This is a genomic window from uncultured Arthrobacter sp., from assembly GCF_964021775.1.
Lineage (GTDB): Bacteria > Actinomycetota > Actinomycetes > Actinomycetales > Micrococcaceae > Arthrobacter.
Genome location: NZ_CAXHZI010000028.1, coordinates 1 through 21,943, shown reverse-complemented (window position 1 = coordinate 21,943; position 21,943 = coordinate 1). Strand labels below are relative to the sequence as shown.

At 68.7% G+C, this 21,943-nt stretch carries 24 protein-coding genes; 10 read left to right on the top strand and 14 right to left on the bottom strand.

Annotation, left to right across the window (positions count from 1 at the left end):
- Positions 1-75: 75 nt before the first annotated feature.
- The 7 genes from ABIN76_RS16330 to ABIN76_RS16300 all read right to left on the bottom strand — a co-directional run bounded on the left by ABIN76_RS16330 (position 76) and on the right by ABIN76_RS16300 (position 6,405).
- Positions 76-957 carry an alpha/beta fold hydrolase gene (locus tag ABIN76_RS16330; RefSeq protein ID WP_346960726.1) on the bottom strand — a complete coding sequence of 294 codons (882 nt, stop codon included), beginning with the start codon at positions 955-957 and terminating at the stop codon, positions 76-78.
- A 243-nt stretch (positions 958-1,200) separates the two neighbouring features.
- Positions 1,201-2,358, bottom strand: coding sequence for a cation:proton antiporter (locus ABIN76_RS16325; RefSeq protein ID WP_346960725.1), 1,158 nt, complete (start codon positions 2,356-2,358; stop codon positions 1,201-1,203).
- A complete protein-coding gene (locus ABIN76_RS16320) occupies positions 2,355-3,359 on the bottom strand; it encodes a HAMP domain-containing sensor histidine kinase (RefSeq protein ID WP_346960724.1) in 1,005 nt (334 codons plus the stop codon). Before ABIN76_RS16320 ends, ABIN76_RS16325 begins: the two co-directional genes overlap by 4 nt.
- An 8-nt stretch (positions 3,360-3,367) precedes the next feature.
- Positions 3,368-4,042 carry a response regulator transcription factor gene (locus tag ABIN76_RS16315; RefSeq protein WP_346960723.1) on the bottom strand — a complete coding sequence of 225 codons (675 nt, stop codon included), beginning with the start codon at positions 4,040-4,042 and terminating at the stop codon, positions 3,368-3,370.
- A 5-nt stretch (positions 4,043-4,047) separates the two neighbouring features.
- Positions 4,048-4,791, bottom strand: a complete 744-nt coding sequence (locus tag ABIN76_RS16310) for a VTT domain-containing protein (RefSeq protein ID WP_346960722.1) — start codon at positions 4,789-4,791, stop codon at positions 4,048-4,050.
- Positions 4,792-4,795: 4 nt separating this feature from the next.
- On the bottom strand, positions 4,796-5,557 hold the full coding sequence (locus ABIN76_RS16305; RefSeq protein ID WP_346960721.1) for a phosphatase PAP2 family protein: 762 nt from the start codon (positions 5,555-5,557) through the stop codon (positions 4,796-4,798).
- 140 nt (positions 5,558-5,697) lie between these two features.
- Complete coding sequence (locus ABIN76_RS16300) at positions 5,698-6,405, bottom strand: endonuclease/exonuclease/phosphatase family protein (protein ID WP_346960742.1); 708 nt, start codon at positions 6,403-6,405, stop codon at positions 5,698-5,700.
- A gap of 204 nt (positions 6,406-6,609) precedes the next feature.
- Between ABIN76_RS16300 and ABIN76_RS16295 the strand changes: the two genes are divergently transcribed.
- Positions 6,610-7,413: a thioesterase family protein gene (locus ABIN76_RS16295; protein ID WP_346960720.1), complete on the top strand. Its 804-nt coding sequence runs from the start codon at positions 6,610-6,612 to the stop codon at positions 7,411-7,413.
- 36 nt (positions 7,414-7,449) lie between these two features.
- Here ABIN76_RS16295 and ABIN76_RS16290 read toward each other — a convergent pair whose 3' ends face one another.
- Positions 7,450-7,833, bottom strand: coding sequence for a DUF2177 family protein (locus ABIN76_RS16290; protein WP_346960719.1), 384 nt, complete (start codon positions 7,831-7,833; stop codon positions 7,450-7,452).
- 16 nt (positions 7,834-7,849) lie between these two features.
- Here ABIN76_RS16290 and ABIN76_RS16285 point away from each other — a divergent pair, with 16 nt between their 5' ends.
- A complete protein-coding gene (locus ABIN76_RS16285) occupies positions 7,850-8,599 on the top strand; it encodes a lipoyl protein ligase domain-containing protein (protein WP_346960741.1) in 750 nt (249 codons plus the stop codon).
- Between the two features lie 8 nt (positions 8,600-8,607).
- Here ABIN76_RS16285 and ABIN76_RS16280 read toward each other — a convergent pair whose 3' ends face one another.
- The 4 genes from ABIN76_RS16280 to ABIN76_RS16265 form a co-directional block, all read right to left on the bottom strand.
- Positions 8,608-9,114: a DinB family protein gene (locus tag ABIN76_RS16280; RefSeq protein ID WP_346960718.1), complete on the bottom strand. Its 507-nt coding sequence runs from the start codon at positions 9,112-9,114 to the stop codon at positions 8,608-8,610.
- Positions 9,115-9,253: 139 nt separating this feature from the next.
- A complete protein-coding gene (locus ABIN76_RS16275) occupies positions 9,254-9,901 on the bottom strand; it encodes an MBL fold metallo-hydrolase (protein WP_346960717.1) in 648 nt (215 codons plus the stop codon).
- Positions 9,898-10,983, bottom strand: a complete 1,086-nt coding sequence (locus tag ABIN76_RS16270; protein ID WP_346960716.1) for an S-(hydroxymethyl)mycothiol dehydrogenase — start codon at positions 10,981-10,983, stop codon at positions 9,898-9,900. Before ABIN76_RS16270 ends, ABIN76_RS16275 begins: the two co-directional genes overlap by 4 nt.
- Before the next feature lie 112 nt (positions 10,984-11,095).
- The gene (locus ABIN76_RS16265) at positions 11,096-11,353 is read right to left on the bottom strand and encodes a mycoredoxin (RefSeq protein WP_056739948.1); all 258 of its coding nucleotides are present in this window, start codon (positions 11,351-11,353) and stop codon (positions 11,096-11,098) included.
- Between the two features lie 229 nt (positions 11,354-11,582).
- Between ABIN76_RS16265 and ABIN76_RS16260 the strand changes: the two genes are divergently transcribed.
- Positions 11,583-12,329: an SOS response-associated peptidase gene (locus ABIN76_RS16260; protein WP_346960715.1), complete on the top strand. Its 747-nt coding sequence runs from the start codon at positions 11,583-11,585 to the stop codon at positions 12,327-12,329.
- 39 nt (positions 12,330-12,368) lie between these two features.
- Here the strand turns inward: ABIN76_RS16260 and ABIN76_RS16255 are convergent, their stop codons facing one another.
- Positions 12,369-12,791, bottom strand: coding sequence for a VOC family protein (locus ABIN76_RS16255; protein WP_346960714.1), 423 nt, complete (start codon positions 12,789-12,791; stop codon positions 12,369-12,371).
- Positions 12,792-12,805: 14 nt separating this feature from the next.
- Here ABIN76_RS16255 and ABIN76_RS16250 point away from each other — a divergent pair, with 14 nt between their 5' ends.
- Positions 12,806-13,132: a chorismate mutase gene (locus ABIN76_RS16250; RefSeq protein WP_346960713.1), complete on the top strand. Its 327-nt coding sequence runs from the start codon at positions 12,806-12,808 to the stop codon at positions 13,130-13,132.
- 23 nt (positions 13,133-13,155) lie between these two features.
- On the opposite strand, the gene ABIN76_RS16245 is transcribed toward ABIN76_RS16250, so the two are convergent.
- Entirely contained in the window at positions 13,156-13,542 is a 387-nt protein-coding gene (locus ABIN76_RS16245) for a hypothetical protein (protein WP_346960712.1), read from the bottom strand.
- A gap of 166 nt (positions 13,543-13,708) precedes the next feature.
- On the opposite strand from ABIN76_RS16245, the gene ABIN76_RS16240 reads away from it, so the two are divergent.
- The 6 genes from ABIN76_RS16240 to pdxS form a co-directional block, all read left to right on the top strand.
- Entirely contained in the window at positions 13,709-14,038 is a 330-nt protein-coding gene (locus tag ABIN76_RS16240) for a DUF6504 family protein (RefSeq protein ID WP_346960711.1), read from the top strand.
- Positions 14,035-17,580: a DNA polymerase III subunit alpha gene (gene dnaE / locus ABIN76_RS16235; RefSeq protein ID WP_346960710.1), complete on the top strand. Its 3,546-nt coding sequence runs from the start codon at positions 14,035-14,037 to the stop codon at positions 17,578-17,580. Before ABIN76_RS16240 ends, dnaE begins: the two co-directional genes overlap by 4 nt.
- Positions 17,581-17,749: 169 nt before the next feature.
- Positions 17,750-19,756 carry a threonine--tRNA ligase gene (thrS, locus tag ABIN76_RS16230; protein ID WP_346960709.1) on the top strand — a complete coding sequence of 669 codons (2,007 nt, stop codon included), beginning with the start codon at positions 17,750-17,752 and terminating at the stop codon, positions 19,754-19,756.
- Between the two features lie 11 nt (positions 19,757-19,767).
- Complete coding sequence (locus ABIN76_RS16225; protein WP_346960708.1) at positions 19,768-20,427, top strand: HIT domain-containing protein; 660 nt, start codon at positions 19,768-19,770, stop codon at positions 20,425-20,427.
- On the top strand, positions 20,417-21,055 hold the full coding sequence (gene pgsA, locus ABIN76_RS16220) for a phosphatidylinositol phosphate synthase (protein ID WP_346960707.1): 639 nt from the start codon (positions 20,417-20,419) through the stop codon (positions 21,053-21,055). Before ABIN76_RS16225 ends, pgsA begins: the two co-directional genes overlap by 11 nt.
- A 164-nt stretch (positions 21,056-21,219) precedes the next feature.
- Positions 21,220-21,943: pyridoxal 5'-phosphate synthase lyase subunit PdxS (gene pdxS, locus ABIN76_RS16215; RefSeq protein ID WP_346960706.1), on the top strand; the 724-nt coding region annotated here is incomplete at its 3' end.

Sequence of the window (21,943 nt, the reverse complement as noted above, 5' to 3'; positions counted from 1 at the left end):
GCTCAGTTCCGGGCTGCCGGCGGGCTGGCGGGTTCCATGCTCGATTCTACGTCCGCCGGCCGGGTGGGCTCCCGCCTAGAGGCAAGCGGGCTGGTAGGCAGGGTCCGCCGGCTGGCCGGCAGGTCGCCCCAGCGCATTGGAGACGAGGCGCTGAACCACCGGGTCGTTGGGCGCCTGGTCGTGCTCGATCAGGTCGGCGGGGCACTTGTCCTGGACGGTGATGTTGGTGACCTGCTGCGCAGGCCCTGCCAGGAACTGGCTCTGGTACGGCGTCACCACCTCGTCATGCGTGGTTGAGATGACCGTGTAGGCCGGGCCCGCCACGGTGTCGCCGATGGAGTTGAGCGTGGCCAGGAACGCTGAGCCCGCCTGCTGGTCCGCACAGGCCTGGCAGTTGGAGCCGCCCAGTGAGGTGGCCGGCGGCACGGAGTCCGGCGCCGGGGTAATCAGCCCGGCCGTGCCGTGGTTGGACGGGGCGATGCCGACCAGATGGTTGACTTTGTCCGCGCCGTTCAGGAAGCCCAGGTAGTACCGCGGCATCATGCCGCCCTGGCTGTGTCCCACCAGGTCTGCTTTGGGCGCGCCGGTCGCGGCCAGCACGGCGTCGACGAAAGGGGCGAGTTCCGCAGCGGAATCGGCGATCGGGCCGGTAGCGTCGATGCCGTTCGTGGAACCGTAGTTCAGGGCGTAGACGCAGTAGCCCTCACTCTTGAGGACTGGCGCCAGGCTCGCCCAGTTTTTGGCCATACTCTCGAAGGTCCCCGGGACCAGAATCACCGGGAAAGGGTGCGCCGTCGTGGGCTTGCATGACCAGTCGTTGGCTCCGGGAGGGGACACATCGACGGTGTCGGCGTTGGCCGTGGGCGAAGCCGCCAGGGAGCCGCAAAGGAGGGCAATCGCGCCCACCGCCGCGGAGGCGGCGCGCTTGGTGCGGGCTGATGTGTTGTGCTGGGACACGGAAATACCTCTTCGGTCGGGCCCCTCGCCACTGAGGGGTCGGTGTGGACAAACGTGGGTAAGGGATCCGTTCCCCACTGTGATCCGGCTCACGTTCTTCATTTCACGCTAGGGAAGTTTTCCCTGTGGGCGGATAGTTCTGCACGTTTGTGCAGGGGTTTCTGGGCGCGCGGGGCTACTTCCCGGTAACCCGTGGGGCAAAGTTGCACGGATTCGCGTTTCCGGAGCGCCCGGTAGGCGGGTTCAGCGTTTGGCGTTGCCGGAGTCCGGCGGTCGGGCGAACGACTTGGCGGCCCGCGATCCGGCGACCGCGCTGGCGGCCATGGTGACCAGCGCCCCCAAGAGCAGGGCGGCGTCTTCTCCCGGCAGCAGCACGTGGAGTTGCGTGCCGATGCTGGCAGCTGCCACCGGCACGCCGAGCTGCGCTGCCGAGAGGACCCCCAGGGGCAGGGGGAGGCCCACTGCCCGCAGGCCGGCGTGGAGCAGGACTGCACCGATCCCCAGCGACAGCCCCAGCACCACCATGTCCGGGTGGCCGGCGAGGTCGCGCAGGTTCAGGGACGCGCCCAGCCAGACAAAGAAGACCGGACCGAGGAAGCCGTCGCTGACGGCGAAGAGTTGGCGGGCCAGGCGTCTCGGTTCGCCGACGGCAGCCACCACCAGGCCGAACGAGAAGCCGGCCAACATGACAGAAACGTGGCCAAAGTTGGCCAGTGCCGCCAGCGCGAAGAGCAGGGCCAGCTGGATCCGCAGCTCGAGGGCGAATTTCCGTTGCTCGGACAGGCGGTGCATGCGCTGGCGGGTGCCGCTGCGTTCCAGCGAGCGCAGCGCGAAGAAGAGCGCGACGGCGACTGTCCCTACCGCGAGCGCCCCGACGGCGGCGCGGCCGGCATTCGGCGGGTCCACGGCCAGTGGCAACGCGACGATGCAGGCGATGTCGGCGATGGCCACCTGGGCTGTCATGGCGATCACCTGGGGTCCGCCCAGGCGCAGCGAGTCGACAATCGGAAGGACCAGCGCTGCGGAGGAGGAAGCCAGCAGCACCACGTAGAGCGGGGCATGGCCGGTGCCGAAGGCCAGGCCCATGCCGGTTCCAACCACCACGGCCGCGCCGGCCGCCAGCGCTGCCCGGGTCAGGCCCTTCCCCAGCGCGGTGCGGATCAAGGAGTCCCTCACGGGCACATGCGTCCCGGCGACAAACATCACCAGCGCGAAGCCGATGTTCGCCAGCAGGGTGAAGGTGTGGTCATCCGGATCGACCCACGCGAACCCCGTCCGCCCGATCACCACGCCCGCCAGCAATTCGCCCAGGACCACCGGCAGGCGCCAGCGCACCGGCAGGGCGAGCAGGGGGCCGGTCAGGGCGACGACGGCGATCAGTGCCAGGGACAGGAAGCTCACCGCGCGCCGGTCCCGGCCGCGGGCAGGATGATCCGCATGAGCGTTCCTTCGGCGCCGGTCCGGGCCACTTCCACCGTGCCGCCCGCGGCCATGGCGATTTCGCGCACCAGGGACAGCCCGATGCCGAAGCTCCGCTCACCCTTGGCCCCGTCCGGGCCGGCGGTCCTGACGAACCGGTCGAAGATCCGGTCCTGGTCCACGCCGGTGATCCCGGGACCGGTATCCGCGACGCTGATGACGGCCTGGTGCTCCTGCGCAGCCGTGGAAATCGTGACGCGGCCGCCGGGCGGCGTGTGGGCCAGCGCGTTGTCCGCCAGCGCCAGCACCGCCCGGCGCAGGGCGTTCGGCTCAATCCTGGCCCGCGGCCGGGCCGTGGCGGCAAAGTCCAGCACGACGTCGTTAGCGGACGCCAGTTGCTGCAGGCTCTCGGCGACGGACGCTGCGATGTCGGCCAGCTCCACTGGCTCGGCCCCGGCATCCGGGCCGGCCGCGGTCGCGGCCAGCAACAGTTCGTTCACGATTCCGGTCAGCGTGGCCGCATCCTCGCGGATCCTGGCCAGGTTGCGGCCCGACGCGGAGTCCGGGACGACGTCGCGCTGCGCAAGCTGAATCCGGGTGTCCAGGATGGCCAGCGGCGTGCGCAGCTCATGGCTGGCATCCTGGACAAACCGGCGCTGCCGGGCCAGCGCCTCTCCCAGCGGGCGGATGGCGCTGCGGGCGCTGAGCCAGCCGACGAGGCCGGCCAATGCGATGCCTGCCGCTCCGGCAATAATCATTGCCTCCAGCAGATCCTTGGAATCCAGGTAGGCGTAGGTCCCGGCGGCTGCGGGGGGCGGCAACTCCGGCTGGGCTAGTTTGTTCATCAGGTAGCCGGCGGCGACGGCGAGCAGGCAGAGCACCATCACCGCGCACGCGGCGGTGACGCGCACCGCCACTTTCAGCGAGGCCGACCGGAGGGTGGACTGATCCGGCGTGCCGCCCGGCAGCGATTCCTTAGTCATGGGCTCCCTTAGTCACGCGCGTCACCGATCTGGTAGCCGACGCCGTGGACGGTGCGGATCACCGACCTGGAAATTTTCCGGCGCAGGTGGTGGACGTAAGTATCGATCACGCCGGGCTGGTCCGTGGGCTGGAAGAAGCCGGCGAGCAGTTCGTCGCGGGTGAAGACCCGGCCGGGGTCCGCGGCGAGGGCAGCAAGCAGGTCGGCCTCTTTCGCCGTCAGGGACACCAGGGCGCCGTAAACGGAGCGGACCGAACGCGACGCCGGGTCCAGCTCCCAGTCGCCGAGGCTCACGGTCGCGGCGGGCGCGGGGTAGGTGCGGGTCAGGGCGCGCAACCGCGCGGCCAGTTCGCCGGCGTCGAACGGCTTGGTCACATAGTCATTGGCGCCCGCGTCCAGTCCGCGTACTTTCTCGTCCGGGGCGCCCAGCGCCGTCAGGACCAGGATTGGGGTGGAGATGCCCCTGGACCGCAGGGCGGCGATCAGGGCAATCCCGTCCAGCACGGGCAGCCCGCGGTCGATCACCATCACGTCCCAGGCCCCGGTCAGCCCCAGGTGGAGCCCGTCCTGCCCGTTCGCGACCAGCCGGACCCGGTAGTCCGGCTCCAGCAGGTCGGCGATGAGCGGGCCCAGGACGGGGTCGTCTTCGACGAGCAGCAGGGACGGCCGGTCAGCGGGTGTCATGCCGCCTATTCTTCCGCGGCTGGTTCCCCGGCCGGTATGCGGCGGGCCGTGTCGTGGCCGGTTCCGTCGGCGTCGGCCCCGGCCCCGGCCCGGTTGCTGCGCCGGCGCCTGAGGAATTGGATCACGCCGGGCACGACGGAGACGAGGACCATCACCACGGCGATGACGTCGATGTTTCTGGCGATGATCTCGTAGTGTCCCAGCCAGGTGCCCAGCAGCACGACGGAGGTCGCCCAGGCCAGGGCGCCGACGATGTTCCAGAGGGTGAACGACCGGTAGCCGTAGCGGCCGATGCCGGCGGTCAGCGGCGCGAACGTCCTGACCATCGGCACGAAGCGGGCCAGCACAACCGCGGCGCCGCCGTGGCGGCGGAAGAAGTCCTCTGTGGTGGCCAGGTGGGCCGTCTTGAGCACCCTGGCATCGTCTTTGAACCAGCGCCGGCCGAACGTGCGTCCCAGCATGTAGCCAACCTGGTCCCCGGCGATAGCGGCCGCGGTGACGACGCCGATCAGTACCGGCAGCGTCAGCTGCAGCTGCTGGTGCAGGAGCCCGGCCGTAAAGAGCAACGAATCGCCCGGCAGGAACGGGAACAGGACCCCGGATTCGACGAACACCATGGCGGCGATGACGCCCAGCGCGGCCGGACCGAGGCCCGCGAGCAGGCTGGCCGGATCCAGCAGGGAGGGGGTTCCGGCCGCGGCCGCCAGGGCCGGGACCAGTCCCGAAGACAGGATGCTGTGCACGGTCATTTCCTTAGGGTTGGCTCGAACGTAGGAGTGCGCCGGCAGGCAGGCGTTCCACCAGCCGGGGCGCGAAACGGTTCCACGCTCCGGCGAGCAGGACCACCGCGGCACCCGCGGCCAGGAAGCTGGCCGCGACGTCGGTGGGGTAGTGGACGCCGACATAGAGCCTCGACCAGGCCACGACCAGCGCCATGGCCGCCCCGGCGACGGCGGCTGCCTTGGACCAGCGGGTTCCCCGGGCCAGGAAATACAGCGCGAAGGCGAGGGCCACGGCGAAGGAGACGTGGCCCGAGGGGAAACTGTTGGAGCCGGTCTCCGGGGCGAGCGGATCGAAGAGCAGTTTCGGGTCCGGCCGTTGCCGGCCGATCAGGAGCTTGAAGGCTTCACTGGCCACCCAGCCGGAGCAGGCCGCCAAACCGAAAGCCACGGCCGTGACCAGGTCGCTGCGGACCAGCCAGAGGTAGAGGGCGACGGCACCGACCAGCACCAACCCGGCCACCGGGCCAAAGAGCACGTTAATGCCCATCGCCACGGCCGTCAGCGCCGCGGCGTGCTGCCGGCTCAGGCTCTGGTCCACGCCCAGCTCGGCCGCGGTATCGCCGGGTACCAGCTGCACCGTCAGGCCCAGCACGATGACGGCGGCGCAGAGCAGGACCCCGGCTAGCAGCCAGTGTCTCGGCTGGGGGAGGGGCCGGAAGCGTGGCGGGGCGGCAGGGCGCGCCCCGCCACGGCGGGATGCTACACTGCGGTGGTCAGGGGCGGGTCCAGCCAATGGAATCCTTCGGCGTCGGGTGGTGACGCGGAAACGCGTCCTCACCCACTCTTCCCGGGGCCCGTTAAGAAACGCTTAAGAACCGGCCCGTTCGACGGGCGGCGGAGAGCAGCCAGGCAACATACCCAGCCAGGCGGCGGTCAGGCCGGCGCTGCCTCGCCCGGCATCCCCGGGGCGTCCTGGCCGTACTCCGCGGTGATGAGGATGGGGAGGTGGTCGGAGGCGCCGCGCGGCAGCGTCTCGACCTTTTCGATCATCAGGCCCTGGGACGTGGCGAAGTCGAAGTGGCCCTTGAAGACCTTGTACCGGGTGTAGGTCCGCCGGTCGCTGAGCGAGAGCTCGTAGCCGGCGTCCTTCATCTGCTCGGTGAGGTACTTGGTGAAGAACGGGTAGTTGAAGTCGCCCACCATCAGCGTCATCAGCCCGCCGCCCATGCTCAGCAGTTCGGCGTGCGCGGCGTGGATCTGGTTCCGGCGTAGAGAGTTCGACGCCGTCAGGGGCGCCGCGTGGAAAGACGCGATGACCAGGTCGTGGTCCGTCTCGTTGTCGACCACGCGGGTGCCGATGAGGCGCTCATGGGCCGGTGCGAGCACCCGGTCGTGCAGGGACTTCTTCAGCGCAAAGGTCTTGGTCTCGTACGCGGTGAAACGGTCCTTGCGGTAGTAAATTGCCAGGCCGAGCCGGTTGCCCCGCGTGGCGTCGGCGAGGTGAAGGTCGCCGATGCTGTCGGGCAGGTCTTCCGTATCGCACTCCTGGAGGCAGAGCGCATCAATCCCGTAGCCGCTGGCCAAAGCCTCCAGTTCGCCGCTGGCCTTGTGTTTGCGGAGGTTGTAGCTGATAACTCGGATCAGGGGGAGCACCTCTTCGCGCAATAGTCGGGGTAAAGCTGCTCCCGAGTCTACCCAGTCCGGCGGATCGGACGGGAACAATGCGGGCCGGGAAGTGCCCGCGCCGCGGCCGGCGGCCCCGCCGCAACCGCAGGCTGAAGCGGCGGCGGCCGCAGGCGATAGGGTAAGTGGGATTCTCTGAACGATGCGGCGAAAGGGTCGACGTTGACTGCTGAACTACCGGTGCTGGCCGAAGGCGATTTCTACTACCAGGTGCTGGGGGAGGGACGGTTCCGCTCCACCATCCACGCCCAGGGCGCCTGGAACGCGCACGAGCAGCATATGGCGCCGGCGTCGGGCATCATGGCTGACTGCCTGGCCCGGCACGAGCCGCGGGAGGACATGCGGATGGCGCGGATCAGCTACGAGATCCTCGGTCTTATCCCCGGCGGCGAGTTCGAAGTCATCACCACCACGCTGCGCCCCGGACGGACCATCGAACTGCTGCAGGCCGAACTCGTCGCCGGCGGCCGCGTGGCGATCCGGGCGACGGCCTGGCGGATGATCACCTCCGACACCTCCGCCGTGGCCGCCTTCGAAGACCCCCGCATCCCCGCGCCGGAGGACTGCGAGCCGTACGACGCCGCCACCGTCTGGCCGGGCGGGTACATCGCGTCGCTCACCATGCGGATCGCCGAGGGCCACCGCGCCGGCTCCGGCACCGTCTGGCTGCACACCGACCACCCGCTCACGGACCGGGCGGACAGCGGCGACCTGGCCCGGCTGATCGGCCTGGTGGATACGGCCAATGGGATTGCCGCGCGGGTTCCGCCGGGCAAGGACAGCTACGCCTTCCCCAACCTGGACCTGCAGATCCACATGTACCGGCGGCCGGAGGGGGAATGGCTGGGCCTGGACAACGAGGTCTCGTTCGGCACGGACGGCATCGGCCTGACCTCCACGGTGCTGCACGACCTGCAGGGTCCCTTTGGGCGGGCCGAGCAGATCCTGACGCTGCGCAAGAGCTAATAGCCGGTCGGCGCAGAGGCCGGACGGTCCGGCGGGTCAGTGGAAGACGAGCCAGCCGACGGTCGTGGCCAGGCCGGTCAGGAACGCGCCCCACGCGATGTCCGCCACGACGATCGCCAGCGGCCAGTTCTTCAGCGTGGCGGCGTTGGTGAGGTCGTAAGTGGCGTACGCGAACCCGCCGAGTGCGGCGCCGTAGCCCAGCGCGGTGAGCCAGCTGCCGCCGTCGAGCGCAGGGCGGAGCGCGAAAAAGACAATCCCGGCGATGTACAGCACGTAGAACACCACGGCGTACCCTAGATGGGGCTTGTCCGCCATCAGGTGGCCCAGGTGCCGGCGGTAGAACTTGTTCATCGACTTGAGCCAGACGGCGTCGATGGCGGCGAAAGCAGCGGCTACCACCAGGAATTGCAGAATGAGCATAAGGGAGCATAACAACATGCAGCAGGCCGCGGCCGGACCCCGGACCTTGACGGTGTTCCGGCAGGAGCACTCGCTCGGCGCCGCGGCGGACCTGGACCTCGCCCTGGCGCTGCTGCAGCGGGTGAAGACCGGAGCGTTGGGGCCCATGCTGCGGCTCTACCGGCCCGCGCCGACCGTGGCGTTCGGCCAGCGCGACACGCACCTGCCCGGTTTCGACGCCGCGGCGCAGGCCTGCCGGGAGCTGGGTTTCGAGCCGCTGGTCCGGAAGGCCGGCGGCCGGGCCGCGGCGTACCACGAGGGGACCCTGGTGATCGACCATCTGGAGCCGCACGCGGACGCCATCGCGGGCGCGAAGGGACGGTTCTCCTTCTTCGGCGAGCTGCTGGCGCAGGCACTGCGCGACGCCGGCGTGGACGCGGCCGTCGGGGAGATCCCCGGCGAGTACTGCCCGGGGGAGTTCAGCGTTCACGGGCAGGATCCGCGGGTACCGCAGCATCGGATCAAACTCATCGGCACCGCCCAGCGCGTGGTCTCTGGCGGCTGGCTGTTCAGTTCGGTGATCATCGTGGAGAACTCCGCGCCGATCAGGGCCGTGCTCAAGGCCAGCTACGCGGCCCTGGGCCTGGAGTGGGACCCGGCGACGGCGGGGGCCGCCGATGACCTGGTGCCGGGCATGGATGTAGCGGCTGTCGAAGCGGCCGTGCTGGGCGCCTACGGCCGGTACGCCTCTCTCAGCGAGGGCGACTTCGCAGCCCTGCAGGCCTAGCCGGGGAGTCAGCCGGCGGCACGCGCAGCGAAGATCTGCTCGCGCAGGATGTCGGCGTGCCCGCAGTGCTGGGCGAGTTCCCGCAGCATGTGCAGGTAGACCCATCTCAGTGGCAGCGGTCCGCGGCGGTTGCCGGTGACCAGGTCGTCCACTCCCAGCAACGCGGTCCGGCCGCGTGACTCCGCGCAGGCCTGCCGGTACGCGGCCTGGACGCTTGCGATGGTGTCCCCGTAGTCCAGGACGAAGGACTCGTCCGGGGTCGCCGGTATGCCGATCTCCTGCCGGCTCCGGCGCGTGACGGCTTCGTCGAACCAGACTTTTTCCACGAACGTGGCGTGTTTGACCAGTCCCAGCAGCGTCGTGCGCGAGGGGACCAGCGAGGCCCGGGCCTCCTGCTCGCTCAGCCCGTCAAGGCAGCCGTGCAGGGCGGCCCGGTGCTCGTCGAGGAAGGCCTCGAACTGCGCCTTCAGGTCTGCCGCGAAGATGCCGGGATTCATGCTGGGGAAAGCGCTCATGGGCCCACAGCCTAATACGGGGGAGCCGGAAGCCTGCCGTTTCGCGCCGGGCAGGCCGGCCCCGCCGACGGCTGGCCCCGTCCGCAACTCCGGACGGGGCCAGCAACAAGGGGCAGGGATGGCCGGGCGGCCCCGGGGGTTAGTGTCCCCGAGTGATCCATTCCTGCAGCTGCGGCGCCTCGGCGCCGATCGTCGTCGAATCACCGTGGCCGGTGCGCACCACCGTGTCTGCGGGCAGCGTCAGCAGCCGGGACTTGATGGATTCGATGATGGTCGGGAAGTCGCTGAAGGACCGGCCGGTGGCGCCCGGGCCGCCCTGGAACAGCGTGTCGCCGGTGAAGACGGTGCCTTCACTCTCCAGCTGGAAGCTGACGGAGCCGGGGGAGTGGCCCGGCGTGTGGAGGGCCACCAGCCGCCCGCCGGCGACGTCGAACGTATCGCCGTCGGCGATGTCGTGGTCCGGCTCGGTGCCCGGGAAGACGCGCTCCCACAGCATCCAGTCCTCCCGGTTCAGGTAGACCGGGGCGTTGACCAGGCCGCGGAATTCGCCCACCGCGGCAATGTGGTCGTCATGGCCGTGGGTGAGCAGGATGGCGGTGACTTTCCGGCCGGCGACGGCGGCCGCGATGGCGGCGGCGTCGTGGGCCGGATCGATCACCACGCATTCGGAGTCATTGCCGACGATCCAGACGTTGTTGTCCACGTCCCAAGTGCCGCCGTCGAGCGAGAACGTGCCCGAGGTGACCAGCTGCTCGACCCGCAGGCCGGTGCCGGAACCGCCGCTCACAGCTCGACCACCGAGCGGAGCACGGCGCCGGAGTGCATCTTCCCGAACGCTTCCTCGATCTGGTCGATCGTGATCCGTTCCGTGACGAAGGCGTCCAAGTCCAGCCGGCCCTGCCGGTAGAGGTCGATCAGCATGGGGAAGTCGCGGGACGGCAGGCAATCGCCGTACCAGGAGGACTTCAGCGAGCCGCCGCGGCCAAACACGTCCAGCAGCGGCAGTTCCAGGGTCATCTCCGGGCTGGGGACGCCCACCAGGACCACGGTGCCGGCAAGGTCACGGGCGTAGAACGCCTGCTTGTACGTCTCCGGCCGGCCCACGGCGTCGATCACGACGTCGGCGCCGAAGCCGCCGGTCAGCTCGCGGATCGCTTCCACCGGGTCGACGGCGGAGGAGTCCACCGTGTGCGTGGCGCCGAGTTCCTTGGCGCGTTCGAGCTTCTTCGCGTCGATGTCCACCGCGATCACGGTGGTGGCGCCGGCGAGCGCCGCACCAGCCACGGCCGCAACACCCACGCCGCCGCAGCCGATCACGGCGACGGAATCGCCACGCTGGACGTCACCGGTATTGATCGCGGCGCCAAGTCCCGCCATAACGCCGCAGCCGAGCAGGCCGATTGCGGCAGGGTCGGCGTCGGGGTCGACTTTGGTGCACTGGCCGGCGGCGACGAGGGTCTTTTCGGCGAACGCGCCGATGCCGAGCGCGGCGGTGAGTTCGGTGCCGTCCGCCAGCGTCATCTTCTGCGTGGCGTTGTGCGTGTTGAAGCAGTACTGCGGCTCGCCGCGGCGGCAGGCCCGGCACTCGCCGCAGACGGCGCGCCAGTTCAGCACCACCCGGTCCCCGGGGGCCACCTCGGTGACGTCGGGGCCGACGGCGCTGACCACGCCGGTGGCCTCGTGGCCCAGCAGGAACGGGAAGTCGTCGTTGATGGCGCCCTGCTTGTAGTGCAGGTCGGTGTGGCAGACGCCGCAGGTGAGGATATCCACCAGGGCCTCGCCGGGTCCGGGGTCCGGGACCAGGATGGTTTCCAGGGTGACGGGTGCGTCCTTGGAACGGACTACTGCGCCTTTGACTTCGTGGACCATGGGGGCGGCTCCTTTCATCACCGCTGCCTGGCGGAAGCGGCACGGCGCGGGCTCCTGGGGTTAGCCGGGAGTCCGCGCCGCAAGTGGTGTGGGGGTGTCCTGAAAAGGTGGCTTAGGCCGCGAGGCGGCTCTTGACCTCGGCCGCGGAAGGATTGGTGGCGGCGGTGCCGTCCGGGAAGAGCACGGTGGGGACCGTGCGGTTGCCTCCGTTGAGCTGCTCCACGAGTTCGGCGGTGCCTTCGACTTCCTCGATGTTGATCTCGGTGTAGCCGATGCCCTGGGCGTCCAGCTGCTTCTTCAGCCGGTTGCAGTAGCCGCACCAGGTGGTCGAGAACATGGTGATGGTGCCGGAATCGGGGGTGAAATCCACGAAGGTCTCCTCAAAGCTGGTTGACGGCGCTGGTTGACGGTGAGGGGTGGCAGCGCCGGTTGCCGATATAAGTCGTACGTCACTCTCAATAACCGTAACCCGAAGCCCGCTATTCCCGCAGGGTCCCGGGGCGCGGGGCTGTTTAATGGCCCTGCTCATCGGCGCTATTCCCTGCCGCTGCCTCCTGGCGCTATTCCGGTTGGACGGCCTCCGGTGGCATGCTGGTGCCATGTGTGGACGCTACGTGATGGCCCGGGCCGTCGGGGACCTGCTGGCCGAGTTCGATGCCGAACTGGAAGAAGAGATCGTGATTCCGCCCTCTTGGAACGTCGCGCCGACCGCCGACGTGCCGATCCTGCTGGAGCGGCTGGTGGATGGCGAGCCCGTGCGGCAGCTTCACATTGCCCGCTGGGGACTGGTGCCATCCTGGGCCAAGGACCCCGGCATCGGCTCGAAAATGATCAACGCGCGCAGCGAGAGCGTGCTGGAGAAGCCGGCCTTCCGCAAGGCTACCCGCGCCCGGCGCTGCGCCGTGCCGGCGGACGGCTACTACGAATGGAAGGGCGAGGGCCGCGGCAAGCAGCCGTACTACGTGCACCCGAAGGACGGCAGCCCGGTGGTCTTTGCGGGGCTCTACGAATGGTGGAAGGACCCGTCCAAGGCCGAGGGGGACCCGGAGCGCTGGCTGCTCTCGACGTCGATCCTCACCACCGACTCGCCGCCGGAGGGCTACGCGGACGGCATGCTGGCGGAACTGACGGCCCTGCACGACCGCGTCCCGCTCCCGATGGACCGCAGGACCATGGAGACCTGGCTGGACCCGCAGGCCGACGACGCTGCCGCCCTCGTGGGGCTGGTCCGGGCAGGCGCGCACGACGTCGCCGAGGGCTGGCGGATCGACGCCGTCGGTACCGCCGTCGGGAATGTCAGGAACGATTCCCCGGAGCTGATCGAACCGGTCGGCAGCCTCTTCTAGGGGAAGCGCGCGGAGCGTGACCCGAGGGAAAGCGTCTGCTTAGACCGTGACCTTGCCGCCGGCGTCGACCGTCCAGGTGGGGTTGAAGGCGACCTCCCAGCGGAAACCGTCCGGATCGGCGAAGTAGCCGGTGTACCCGCCCCAGGGTTGGGTCTTGGGCGCGGCCACGACGGCGGCCCCGGCGGCCTCCGCCTGCCCCATGATCGCGTCCACCGCGTCGGCGCTGCCCACGTTGTGGCTGAGCGTAATGCAGGGAACGCCGGCGGGGGCGTCACTGGCCGCCTCGGCCTGCATCTGCCCGGCGTCCCAGAGCGAGAGGATGAGGCCGTGGTTGGCCTGCAGGAAGATGACCTCGCCGGGAACCTCGCGGTGGACCGGCCAGCCGAGGCCCTGAACGTAGAAGCGGCGCGAGGCGTCAACACTGCGGACACCCAAGGAGATGAAGTCGACTCGTGGTTGCATCTTTCGATACTGTCATGGACATGTCCACACATCACCGTGACGCCAAAGACGCCCAGGCCGACAAGGAACAGCTCGCCGCCGTGCGGGTGGCCGTCGACGAGGTGGATGAGCAGATTGTCGCGCTGATCGGCCGCCGTGAACGGCTGATCCGCATCGCCGGAACGCTCAAGGCGGACAGCGCCGAGGTCCGCGCTCCCGGCCGTGTGGAGCGGGTCCTGGAGCACGTCAAGGCGACGGCGGAGCAGAAGGACATCGACACCGACATCGTCGAACAGACCTACAAGGCCATGATCGACGCGTTCATCAGGCTCGAGTTGGATGTGTACAAGGCCACCAGCTAGGGCTGGGCTTCACAGCTAATCCGCTAGAGCGACTCTTCGACCGGCACATTGGCCTGGTAGTCCCGGCCCTCGCAGTCGCTGTATGCCGTCATCAGATGGCCCTTGGTCAACCCCATTACAGTGCTGAGTGGAAAGTTCCCGGTGATGGTGTTGCCGGAGTGCTCCACACCCTTGAGGTCAAAGTTCTCCTCCGTGCCGTCATGGCTGAAGCAGAAAAAGGACACGGCCTCGCCGTTCATGAACTCGATTTCCATCCGGCGCTGGTGCGAGTGGTCCGGAGTGGCCGCCACGAGGCCCACCACGTAGGCACCGGAACTCGGAATATTCCCGTCTATATCGAACTTCGCCACCAAGGTTGAATCCTTGGCGGCGATGCTTACGTGCTTCAGGAGTGCGCTGTGGGAGCTCATAGCTCAATCCTGCTACCTGTGCCTGCGTCCGTCCACCCCCATCTAGGTTTTGTCCCGGGCCCGGCGTAGACTTGAATTGTTCGAAGATATATTCGAATATCCGCCAGGAACCTTCCTTCAAGAAGCACAAGGTCCTTGGTTCGGATCAGCGCGTACGGGAGGCAGCATGGGGATGTTCAGCGAGTCGGTGGACGTCGCCTGCGCCCCGGAAGGCCAGCCGCAGTCCCTGGACTGGGCCGGGCGGCACTATGACGTCTGCGCAGAACCGCTCCGCTGGTTTGAACGGCGCCAGTGGTGGGCCGAGGAACAGCGGGCGCCGCTGGGCGGCGGCGCCGGGCTGGTGGACCACGAGATCTGGCGGGTCCAGGTCCGGGACGAACGCAACCCTGAGCGGACACTCACCCTTGACCTGAGCCGGCATCTGGTCAGCGGCCGCTGGCGGCTGTTGCGGATCCATGACGCCCTGCACCCCCTCCGGAAGCCTGAATCGGCATGAGCTTTACCCATCTGCACGTATCCACCGCGTTCAGCGCCCACTACGGGGTGTCCTGGCCGGAGGAACTGGCCGCTGCCGCCGCCGCGGACGGGGCCACGGCGCTCGCCTGCACGGACCGCGACGGGCTTTACGGCACGGTCAAGCACCTGTTGGCCTGCATGGCGGCCGGGCTGGACCCGGTCGTGGGGGTGGACCTGGCGGTCTTTGACGACGACGGCGACCACCGCACCCAGCTCGGCGGGCGCGTCGTGGTGCTGGCTCACGGGCAGAACCGCGGCGCCGGCTACCGGGCGCTCTGCCGGCTGGTCTCCGACGCCCACGCCCGCACCACGGGCAAGGCTGGCGGAACGGTGCCAGTTGCCGTGACCAGGGCGGAACTGGCCTCCCGCGCCCTCGATCCCCAGACCCTGGAACCGGTCCTGACCGTGCTGATCGGCCCGGACTCCGACGTCGGCCGGTCCATGGGCGGCCGGCGTTACCTCCGCCCCCGCACGCTCTTCAAACGCTGGCTGGACGCCATGCCGGCCGGGACCCTGGCCGCCGAGGTCGTCTCCCAGCTCAGCCCGCCCGGCGAACCGCTGAGCACGGCCCACGCGGTGCGGATGCTCAAACTTGCCGCCGAACACGCAGTCCCCGCAGTGCTGAGCAACGCCGTGCGGTATTGCGCCGAGGACGGGGCCGCGACGGCGGATGTGCTGGACTCTGCCCGGACGCTGAAATCCCTGCCGGAGCTCTCCGCCGCACCGCTGCTGCAACCCAACGGGCAGGGCTGGCTGAAATCCGCCGCGCAGATGCAGCGGCTAGGCCAGGAAATCATGCACGCCGCCGGCTACGGCGCCGCGGACCTCAAAAGCCTGCTGGCACACACCGAGGCGCTCGCGGACCGCTGCCGGATGGACCCGGCCGCGGACATGGGCTGGAAGCAGCCGGTGGTGCCGGAAGCCGCGGTGATCGGGATCGCGGGGGACCCGCTGGTGGAGCTCACGCAGCGCTGCGAGGCCGGCATCAACCGGCGCTTCCCCGGGATCAGCGGGAAGCCCGCCGAAGAACTGCGCGCCCGGCTGGAGCACGAACTGCGGATCATCGACAGCCTGGGTTTCGCCTCCTATTTCCTCACCGTCGCCGAGGTGTCCCGGATGATCCTGGACATGGGGGTCCGGGCGGCCGCCCGCGGCTCGGGCGCCTCCAGCCTGGTCAATTACCTGATTGATGTCAGCCAGGTCAACCCCTTGCAGCACGACCTGATCTTCGAACGCTTCCTCTCCCGGGACCGGGCCACCCTGCCGGACATCGACATTGACGTCGAAAGCGCCGAACGGCACAACGTCTACCGGAAGATCTTTGAGCGCTTCGGCTCCGAACGCGTCACCCTGATGAGCATGCAGAACGGCTACCGGGCCCGCGGCGCGGTCCGCGACGCCGGCCTGGCCCTGGGCATGGACGGCGGCGACATCGACGAGATCGCCAAGCAGCTGTGGCGATTTTCAGCCCGGAACTTCCGCGAGGCCCTGGTGGAGAAACCCGAGTTGAAGGAGTTCGCCGGCCGGGTGGAGCAGCGGGACTTCACCGAAAACCAGCAGCTGGACCTGCTGGTGGACCTGACCGAACGGCTGGACCGGCTGCCGCGCCACATCTCGATGCACCCCTGCGGGGTCATCCTGGGCGACGCGACCCTGCTGGACCGCACCCCCGTGCAGCCCAGCGGCCTGGGCCTGCCGATGAGCCAGTTCGACAAGCACGACATGGATCCGATGGGCATGCTCAAACTCGACGTCCTGGGCGTGCGCATGCAAAGCGCCATGGCCTTCGCCGTCCGCGAGGTGATCCGGCTGCATCCGTCCAAGGCCGAGGTGGTGGCGGCCGGCCGGCATCCTGGAGGTCCGGACGGCTCCGGACCGGACTACATCGCCGCGGACGGGTCGATCGACCTTAATGCCGTCCCGCTCGACGACGAACCCACCTATGAGCTGATCCGCAGCACCCACACCCTGGGCTGCTTCCAGATCGAGTCCCCGGGCCAGCGGGAACTGATCGGCAAGCTGGCGCCCCGGGAATTCAACGACCTCATCATCGACATCTCGCTGTTCCGGCCCGGGCCGATGAAGTCGGACATGGTCCGGCCCTTCCTGGAACACCGGCACGGCTTCGCGCCGGAGGTCTACCCGCACCCGGACCTCAAACCGGTACTCCAGGAGACCCACGGCGTCACCGTCTTCCACGAGCAGATCCTCAAGACCTTCGACGTGATGACCGGTTGCGGGCTGGCCCGGGCCGACGAATTCCGGCGTGCCCTCGGCAACGAGGTACTGGAAGGCAAGGTGGAGGAATTCTTCCGCCGCGAGGCCAAGGCCCGGAACTACACGCCCGGGGTGGTGGACAAGGTCTGGGGAACCCTGAAGGCCTTCGGCAGCTTCGGCTTCTGCAAGGCCCACGGCGCCGCCTTCGCTGTGCCCACGTACCAGTCGGCCTGGCTCAAGACCCACCACCCCGAAGCGTTCCTGGCCGGCCTCTGGGAGCACGACCCCGGCATGTACCCCAAGCGGCTGCTGGTGGCCGAGGCCCGGCGGCTGGGGATCCCCATCCTGCCGCTGGACATCAACCGCAGCCAGGCCGAGTACCGGGTGGAACGCGTGGAGACCGGCCCGGACCGGGGCAAGCTGGGCATCCGGCTGAGCATCAACGGGATCTTCGGGCTCTCCGGCGCCGAGCTGAAGCGGATCGTCGCCGGCCAGCCCTACGACTCGCTCGCGGACCTGCGGGCCCGCGCCCGGCTCAGCAAGCCGAGCATCCAGCGGCTGGCCCAGTTGGGCGCTTTCGATTCGCTGCATCGTGCCTCCGGAGGGACCGCCAACCGGGCCGACCTGGTCCAGCACCTGCAGCAGTTGCAGGCCAGGCCGCAGCGCAAGGGTGCCGAGGTCATCGAGGGACAGCTGGCCTTGCCGCTAGGCGACGTCGAGCTCAAAAACCTCAAGGGCGGGCTGCCGGCCCCCACCCTGGTGGAAACCGTCCGCGCTGAACTGGACCTGATGGCCCTGGATGTCAGCGGGCACCTGATGGCCAGCCACCGGCCCCTGCTGGAGCGGCTGGGCGTCACGACGGCGGACAAGCTGCTAGGACTGCGCAACGGCACCGAAGTGCTGGTCGCCGGGGTGCGGGTGGCTACCCAGACACCGCCGATGCGCGGCGGCCGCCGGGTGGTGTTCATCAGCATCGATGACGGCACCGGCTGCGTGGACTCGGTCTTCTTCCATGAGGCCCAGGAACAATCCGGGCCGCTGCTGTTCGGTACCCGGCTGCTGCTGATCCGCGGGACCACCCGGCGGACCGGGCCGCGGGGCATCAGCATCAGCGCCTCGATGGCCTGGGACCTCAGCCGCACCGGGACGCTGCCCTTCCCCGCCCCCACCGCCGGTACGGCGGCTGCTGCCGGGGCGGCCGCCGGCGAAGCTGCAGCCCCCGCCCCGGCCGGGCCGGAGCTTCCGGTCCCGGGTCCGCTGGACGGGATCCGCCGGACCCTGGCCATCACCGGATTCTCCGGCTGAACGCCGGCAAAACGGCGACAAAACGGTGGCTAAACGGCAGCAATGGGGCGGCTGCACGGCGGCGGGGTGCGTTGGTTGGCCTCTCCGGAACCCGATAGCATGGATGAGGCTGGCTGTGGTCCCCGTACGCCACAAGCTACGAAGCCTTAACTTTGAATAGGAGACACCCGTGTCAGATGCCCAGCAGATCACCCTTCTCGTCGACGGCGAAGAGACCAAGGTGACTACCGGGACCACCGGCGCGGAACTCTTTTTTGAGCGCCGCGACGTCGTGGTGGCCCGCGTCAACGGCGAGCTGAAAGACTTGGACCAGCCGCTGCCCGAGGGCGCCACGATTGAAGGCGTCACCATCGACTCCCCGGACGGCCTGAACGTGCTGCGCCACTCCACCGCCCACGTGATGGCCCAGGCCGTGCAGCAGCTGCGCCCCGACGCCAAGCTCGGCATCGGCCCGTACATCACCGACGGTTTCTACTTCGACTTCGACGTCGAGGAGCCGTTCACCCCGGAAGACCTGCGCCAGCTGGAAAAGATGATGCAAAAGATCATCAACCAGAACCAGAAGTTCGTCCGCCGGGTGGTCTCCGAGGACGAGGCGCGCCAGGCCATGAAGGACGAGCCGTACAAGCTGGAACTGATCGGGCTCAAGGGCGCCGGTTCCGACGCGGACGGCTCCAGCGTTGAGGTGGGCGGCGGCGAGCTGAGCATCTACGACAACGTGGAGCGCAAGGAAGGCACCGTCCTCTGGTGCGACCTGTGCCGCGGTCCGCACCTGCCCAACACCAAGCTGATCTCCAACGCCTTCGCCCTGACCCGCTCCTCCGCGGCCTACTGGCGCGGCAGCGAGAAGAACAAGCAGTTGCAGCGCATCTACGGCACCGCCTGGCCCACCAAGGAAGCCCTCAAGGCCTACCAGGAGCGGATCGCCGAGGCCGAGCGCCGGGACCACCGCAAGCTCGGGGCCGAGCTGGACCTCTTCTCCTTCCCGGACGAGCTGGGCTCCGGCCTGCCGGTGTTCCACCCCAAGGGCGGCATCATCCGCAAGGCCATGGAGGACTACTCCCGCCAGCGCCACGTTGACGCGGGCTACGAATTCGTCTACACCCCCCACATCACCAAGGGCCACCTCTACGAGGTCTCCGGCCACCTGGACTGGTACCGCGACGGCATGTTCCCGCCGATGCACATCGACGCGGAGTTGAACGAGGACGGCACCGTGCGCAAGCCCGGCCAGGACTACTACCTGAAGCCGATGAACTGCCCGATGCACAACCTGATCTTCCGCTCCCGCGGGCGCTCCTACCGGGAACTGCCGCTGCGTCTCTTCGAATTCGGCTCGGTGTACCGCTACGAGAAGTCCGGCGTGGTGCACGGCCTCACCCGCGTCCGGGGCATGACCCAGGACGACGCCCACATCTACTGCACCCGCGAGCAGATGAAGGACGAGCTGACCAAGACCCTCAACTTCGTCCTCGGACTCCTCAAGGACTACGGGCTGGAGGACTTCTACCTGGAACTGTCCACCAAGGACCCGGAGAAGTTTGTGGGTTCGGACGAGGTCTGGGAGGAAGCCACCCAGACCCTCGCCGAGGTTGCCCAGGAATCCGGCCTGGAGCTGGTCCCGGACCCGGGTGGAGCCGCGTTCTACGGCCCCAAGATCTCGGTCCAGGCCCGCGACGCCATCGGCCGGACCTGGCAGATGTCCACGATCCAGCTGGACTTCAACCTGCCGGAACGCTTCGAGCTTGAGTTCCAGGCCGCGGACGGCACCCGCCAGCGCCCGGTCATGATCCACCGTGCGCTCTTCGGCTCGATCGAACGCTTCATGGGCGTCCTGACCGAGCACTACGCCGGGGCCTTCCCGGCCTGGCTCGCCCCGGTCCAGGTGGTCGGCATCCCCGTGGCCGAGGCGTTCAACGACTACATGTTCGACGTCGTCGACCAGCTCAAGGCCGCCGGGATCCGCGCGGAGGTGGATATCTCCTCGGACCGCTTCCCGAAGAAGATCCGCACCGCCAGCAAGGACAAGATCCCGTTCGTGCTGATCGCCGGCGGGGACGACGCCGAGGCCGGCGCCGTGTCCTTCCGCTTCCGTGACGGCAGCCAGGACAACGGCGTGCCCGTTGCCGAGGCTGTCCGGCGGATCGTCGACGCCGTCCGCAACCGGGCCAGCTAGGGGAGCAGCACGTGCAGGAGACCACAGGCGCTGTCCCGGGATACCCGGGCGATGACGGCGTAACCGACGACTTTGGCCTGGCCGGGGTGCCGGACGCCTTCCAGCGCCTGTGGACTCCGCACCGCATGGCGTACATCAAGGGCGGCCAGCACCAGTTCAAGAACCCGGATGACTGCCCGTTCTGCGTCGCGCCCGAACGGGAGGACGACGATTCGCTGATCGTCTACCGCGGGCGGTTCTGCTACGTCGTGCTCAACCTCTTCCCTTACAACCCGGGCCACCTCCTGGTCTGCCCCTACCGGCACATCCCGGACTACACGGACCTGACCGTCGAGGAGACCGCGGAGTTCGCCGAGCTGACCCAGACGGCCATGCGGGTGCTGCGCAAGGTCGCCAACCCCACCGGCTTCAACTTGGGCATGAACCAGGGCGTCACCGGCGGGGCCGGCATCGCGGGCCACCTGCACCAGCATGTGGTGCCGCGCTGGGGCGGGGACGGGAACTTCTTCCCGATCATCGCGCAGACCAAGGCGATCACCCAGACCCTCGGCGAGGTCCGCCAGCAGGTCGCCGAGGCGTGGCCCCAGGGCGAAGGCCAGGGCAACGGCCAGGGCGGCGGCGCGGCCGACACCACGGGGACCATGGCGTCCGGGGCAGCGGATGCTGAATAAGCACGCCCGCGGTTTCTTCACCGCCTTGTTTTCGCCGCTGGCCCGCTGGCTGCTGCGGGTGGGTGTCTCGCCCGACGCCGTCACCATCATCGGTACCGCCGGCGTGGTGGTCGGCGCCCTCGTGTTCTACCCCCTGGGCCAGCTCTGGTGGGGAACGCTGTTCATCACCGCGTTCATCTTCTCCGACGTCATCGACGGCATCATGGCCCGGATGCAGGAACGCGGCGGGCGCTGGGGCAACTTCCTGGACTCCACCCTGGACCGGGTCGCCGACGGCGCCCTGTTCGCCGGCGTCGCCATCTGGTTCTTCACCGGCGGCGCCGATACCCCCATTGCAATCGCCGCCGTCGTCTGCCTGGTCCTGGGCATGGTGGTGTCCTACGCGCGGGCCAAGGCCGAGGCGCTCGGTTACCACGCGAACGTAGGCATCGCCGAGCGTGCCGAACGGCTGGTGTCCGTCCTGGTGGTCACCGGCTTCACCGGGCTCGGACTGCCGACCGTGGTGCTGTTCGCGACCCTCTGCCTGCTCGCGCTGGCCAGCTTCGTGACGGTCGTGCAGCGCATCGCCTCAGTGCACCGCCAGTCCCTGGAAGAGACCGCGGGCAGTCCCGCCGAGCCGGCTGCCTGAGCGGTGTAACCGGAATTCAACCGGGCCGCAGCGGGGGACTAGTATTAGCTTTACCGGCCAATGGTTCCCGGTAATCCGGTGTGTGCGGGCCGCTGCATGCGAGATTGTCAGCTGCGTGCCGTCCGCGCCCCGGTGAGGTCATCTATCTACCCATAGGGGTTTTTGTGTCTACACCTGATGTAAGCAGCGAAGCCGGCGCGTCCGCCAAGAACGTAACGGGCAGCAGCCGCGTCAAGCGCGGCATGGCGGAGATGCTCAAGGGCGGCGTCATCATGGACGTCGTCAACGTCGAGCAGGCCCGCATCGCCGAGGATGCCGGTGCCGTGGCCGTGATGGCGCTGGAACGCGTTCCCGCCGACATCCGCGCCCAGGGCGGCGTGTCCCGGATGAGCGACCCGGACATGATCGACAAGATCATCGACGCCGTCTCCGTGCCGGTCATGGCGAAGGCCCGGATCGGCCACTTCGTCGAGGCGCAGGTCCTGCAGTCCCTCGGCGTAGACTACATCGACGAGTCCGAGGTCCTGACCCCGGCCGACTACACCAACCACATCGACAAGTGGAACTTCACGGTTCCGTTCGTCTGCGGTGCCACCAACCTCGGCGAAGCGCTGCGCCGCATCAACGAGGGCGCGGCCATGATCCGCTCCAAGGGTGAGGCCGGCACCGGCGACGTCTCGAACGCCACCACCCACATGCGCCAGATCCGGGCCGAAATCCTGAAACTGGCCTCCCTGCCCGAGGACGAGCTCTACGTCGCCGCCAAGGAACTCCAGGCCCCGTACGAACTGGTCAAGGAAGTTGCCTCCACCGGCAAGCTCCCGGTGGTGCTGTTCACCGCCGGCGGCATCGCCACCCCGGCCGACGCCGCGATGATGATGCAGCTCG

Excerpts from the sequence above, each read along its gene's own strand:
- ABIN76_RS16290 (WP_346960719.1), bottom strand. The coding sequence starts at position 7,833 with ATGCTCATTCTGCAATTCCTGGTGGTAGCCGCTGCTTTCGCCGCCATC.
- ABIN76_RS16245 (WP_346960712.1), bottom strand. The coding sequence starts at position 13,542 with ATGAGCTCCCACAGCGCACTCCTGAAGCACGTAAGCATCGCCGCCAAG.
- ABIN76_RS16270 (WP_346960716.1), bottom strand. The coding sequence starts at position 10,983 with ATGGTCCACGAAGTCAAAGGCGCAGTAGTCCGTTCCAAGGACGCACCC.
- ABIN76_RS16260 (WP_346960715.1), top strand. The coding sequence starts at position 11,583 with ATGTGTGGACGCTACGTGATGGCCCGGGCCGTCGGGGACCTGCTGGCC.
- ABIN76_RS16250 (WP_346960713.1), top strand. The coding sequence starts at position 12,806 with ATGGACATGTCCACACATCACCGTGACGCCAAAGACGCCCAGGCCGAC.
- pgsA (WP_346960707.1), top strand. The coding sequence starts at position 20,417 with ATGCTGAATAAGCACGCCCGCGGTTTCTTCACCGCCTTGTTTTCGCCG.
- ABIN76_RS16280 (WP_346960718.1), bottom strand. The coding sequence starts at position 9,114 with ATGAGCGCTTTCCCCAGCATGAATCCCGGCATCTTCGCGGCAGACCTG.
- ABIN76_RS16240 (WP_346960711.1), top strand. The coding sequence starts at position 13,709 with ATGGGGATGTTCAGCGAGTCGGTGGACGTCGCCTGCGCCCCGGAAGGC.
- ABIN76_RS16255 (WP_346960714.1), bottom strand. The coding sequence starts at position 12,791 with ATGCAACCACGAGTCGACTTCATCTCCTTGGGTGTCCGCAGTGTTGAC.
- ABIN76_RS16315 (WP_346960723.1), bottom strand. The coding sequence starts at position 4,042 with ATGACACCCGCTGACCGGCCGTCCCTGCTGCTCGTCGAAGACGACCCC.
- ABIN76_RS16320 (WP_346960724.1), bottom strand. The coding sequence starts at position 3,359 with ATGACTAAGGAATCGCTGCCGGGCGGCACGCCGGATCAGTCCACCCTC.
- ABIN76_RS16285 (WP_346960741.1), top strand. The coding sequence starts at position 7,850 with ATGCAGCAGGCCGCGGCCGGACCCCGGACCTTGACGGTGTTCCGGCAG.
- dnaE (WP_346960710.1), top strand. The coding sequence starts at position 14,035 with ATGAGCTTTACCCATCTGCACGTATCCACCGCGTTCAGCGCCCACTAC.
- ABIN76_RS16310 (WP_346960722.1), bottom strand. The coding sequence starts at position 4,791 with ATGACCGTGCACAGCATCCTGTCTTCGGGACTGGTCCCGGCCCTGGCG.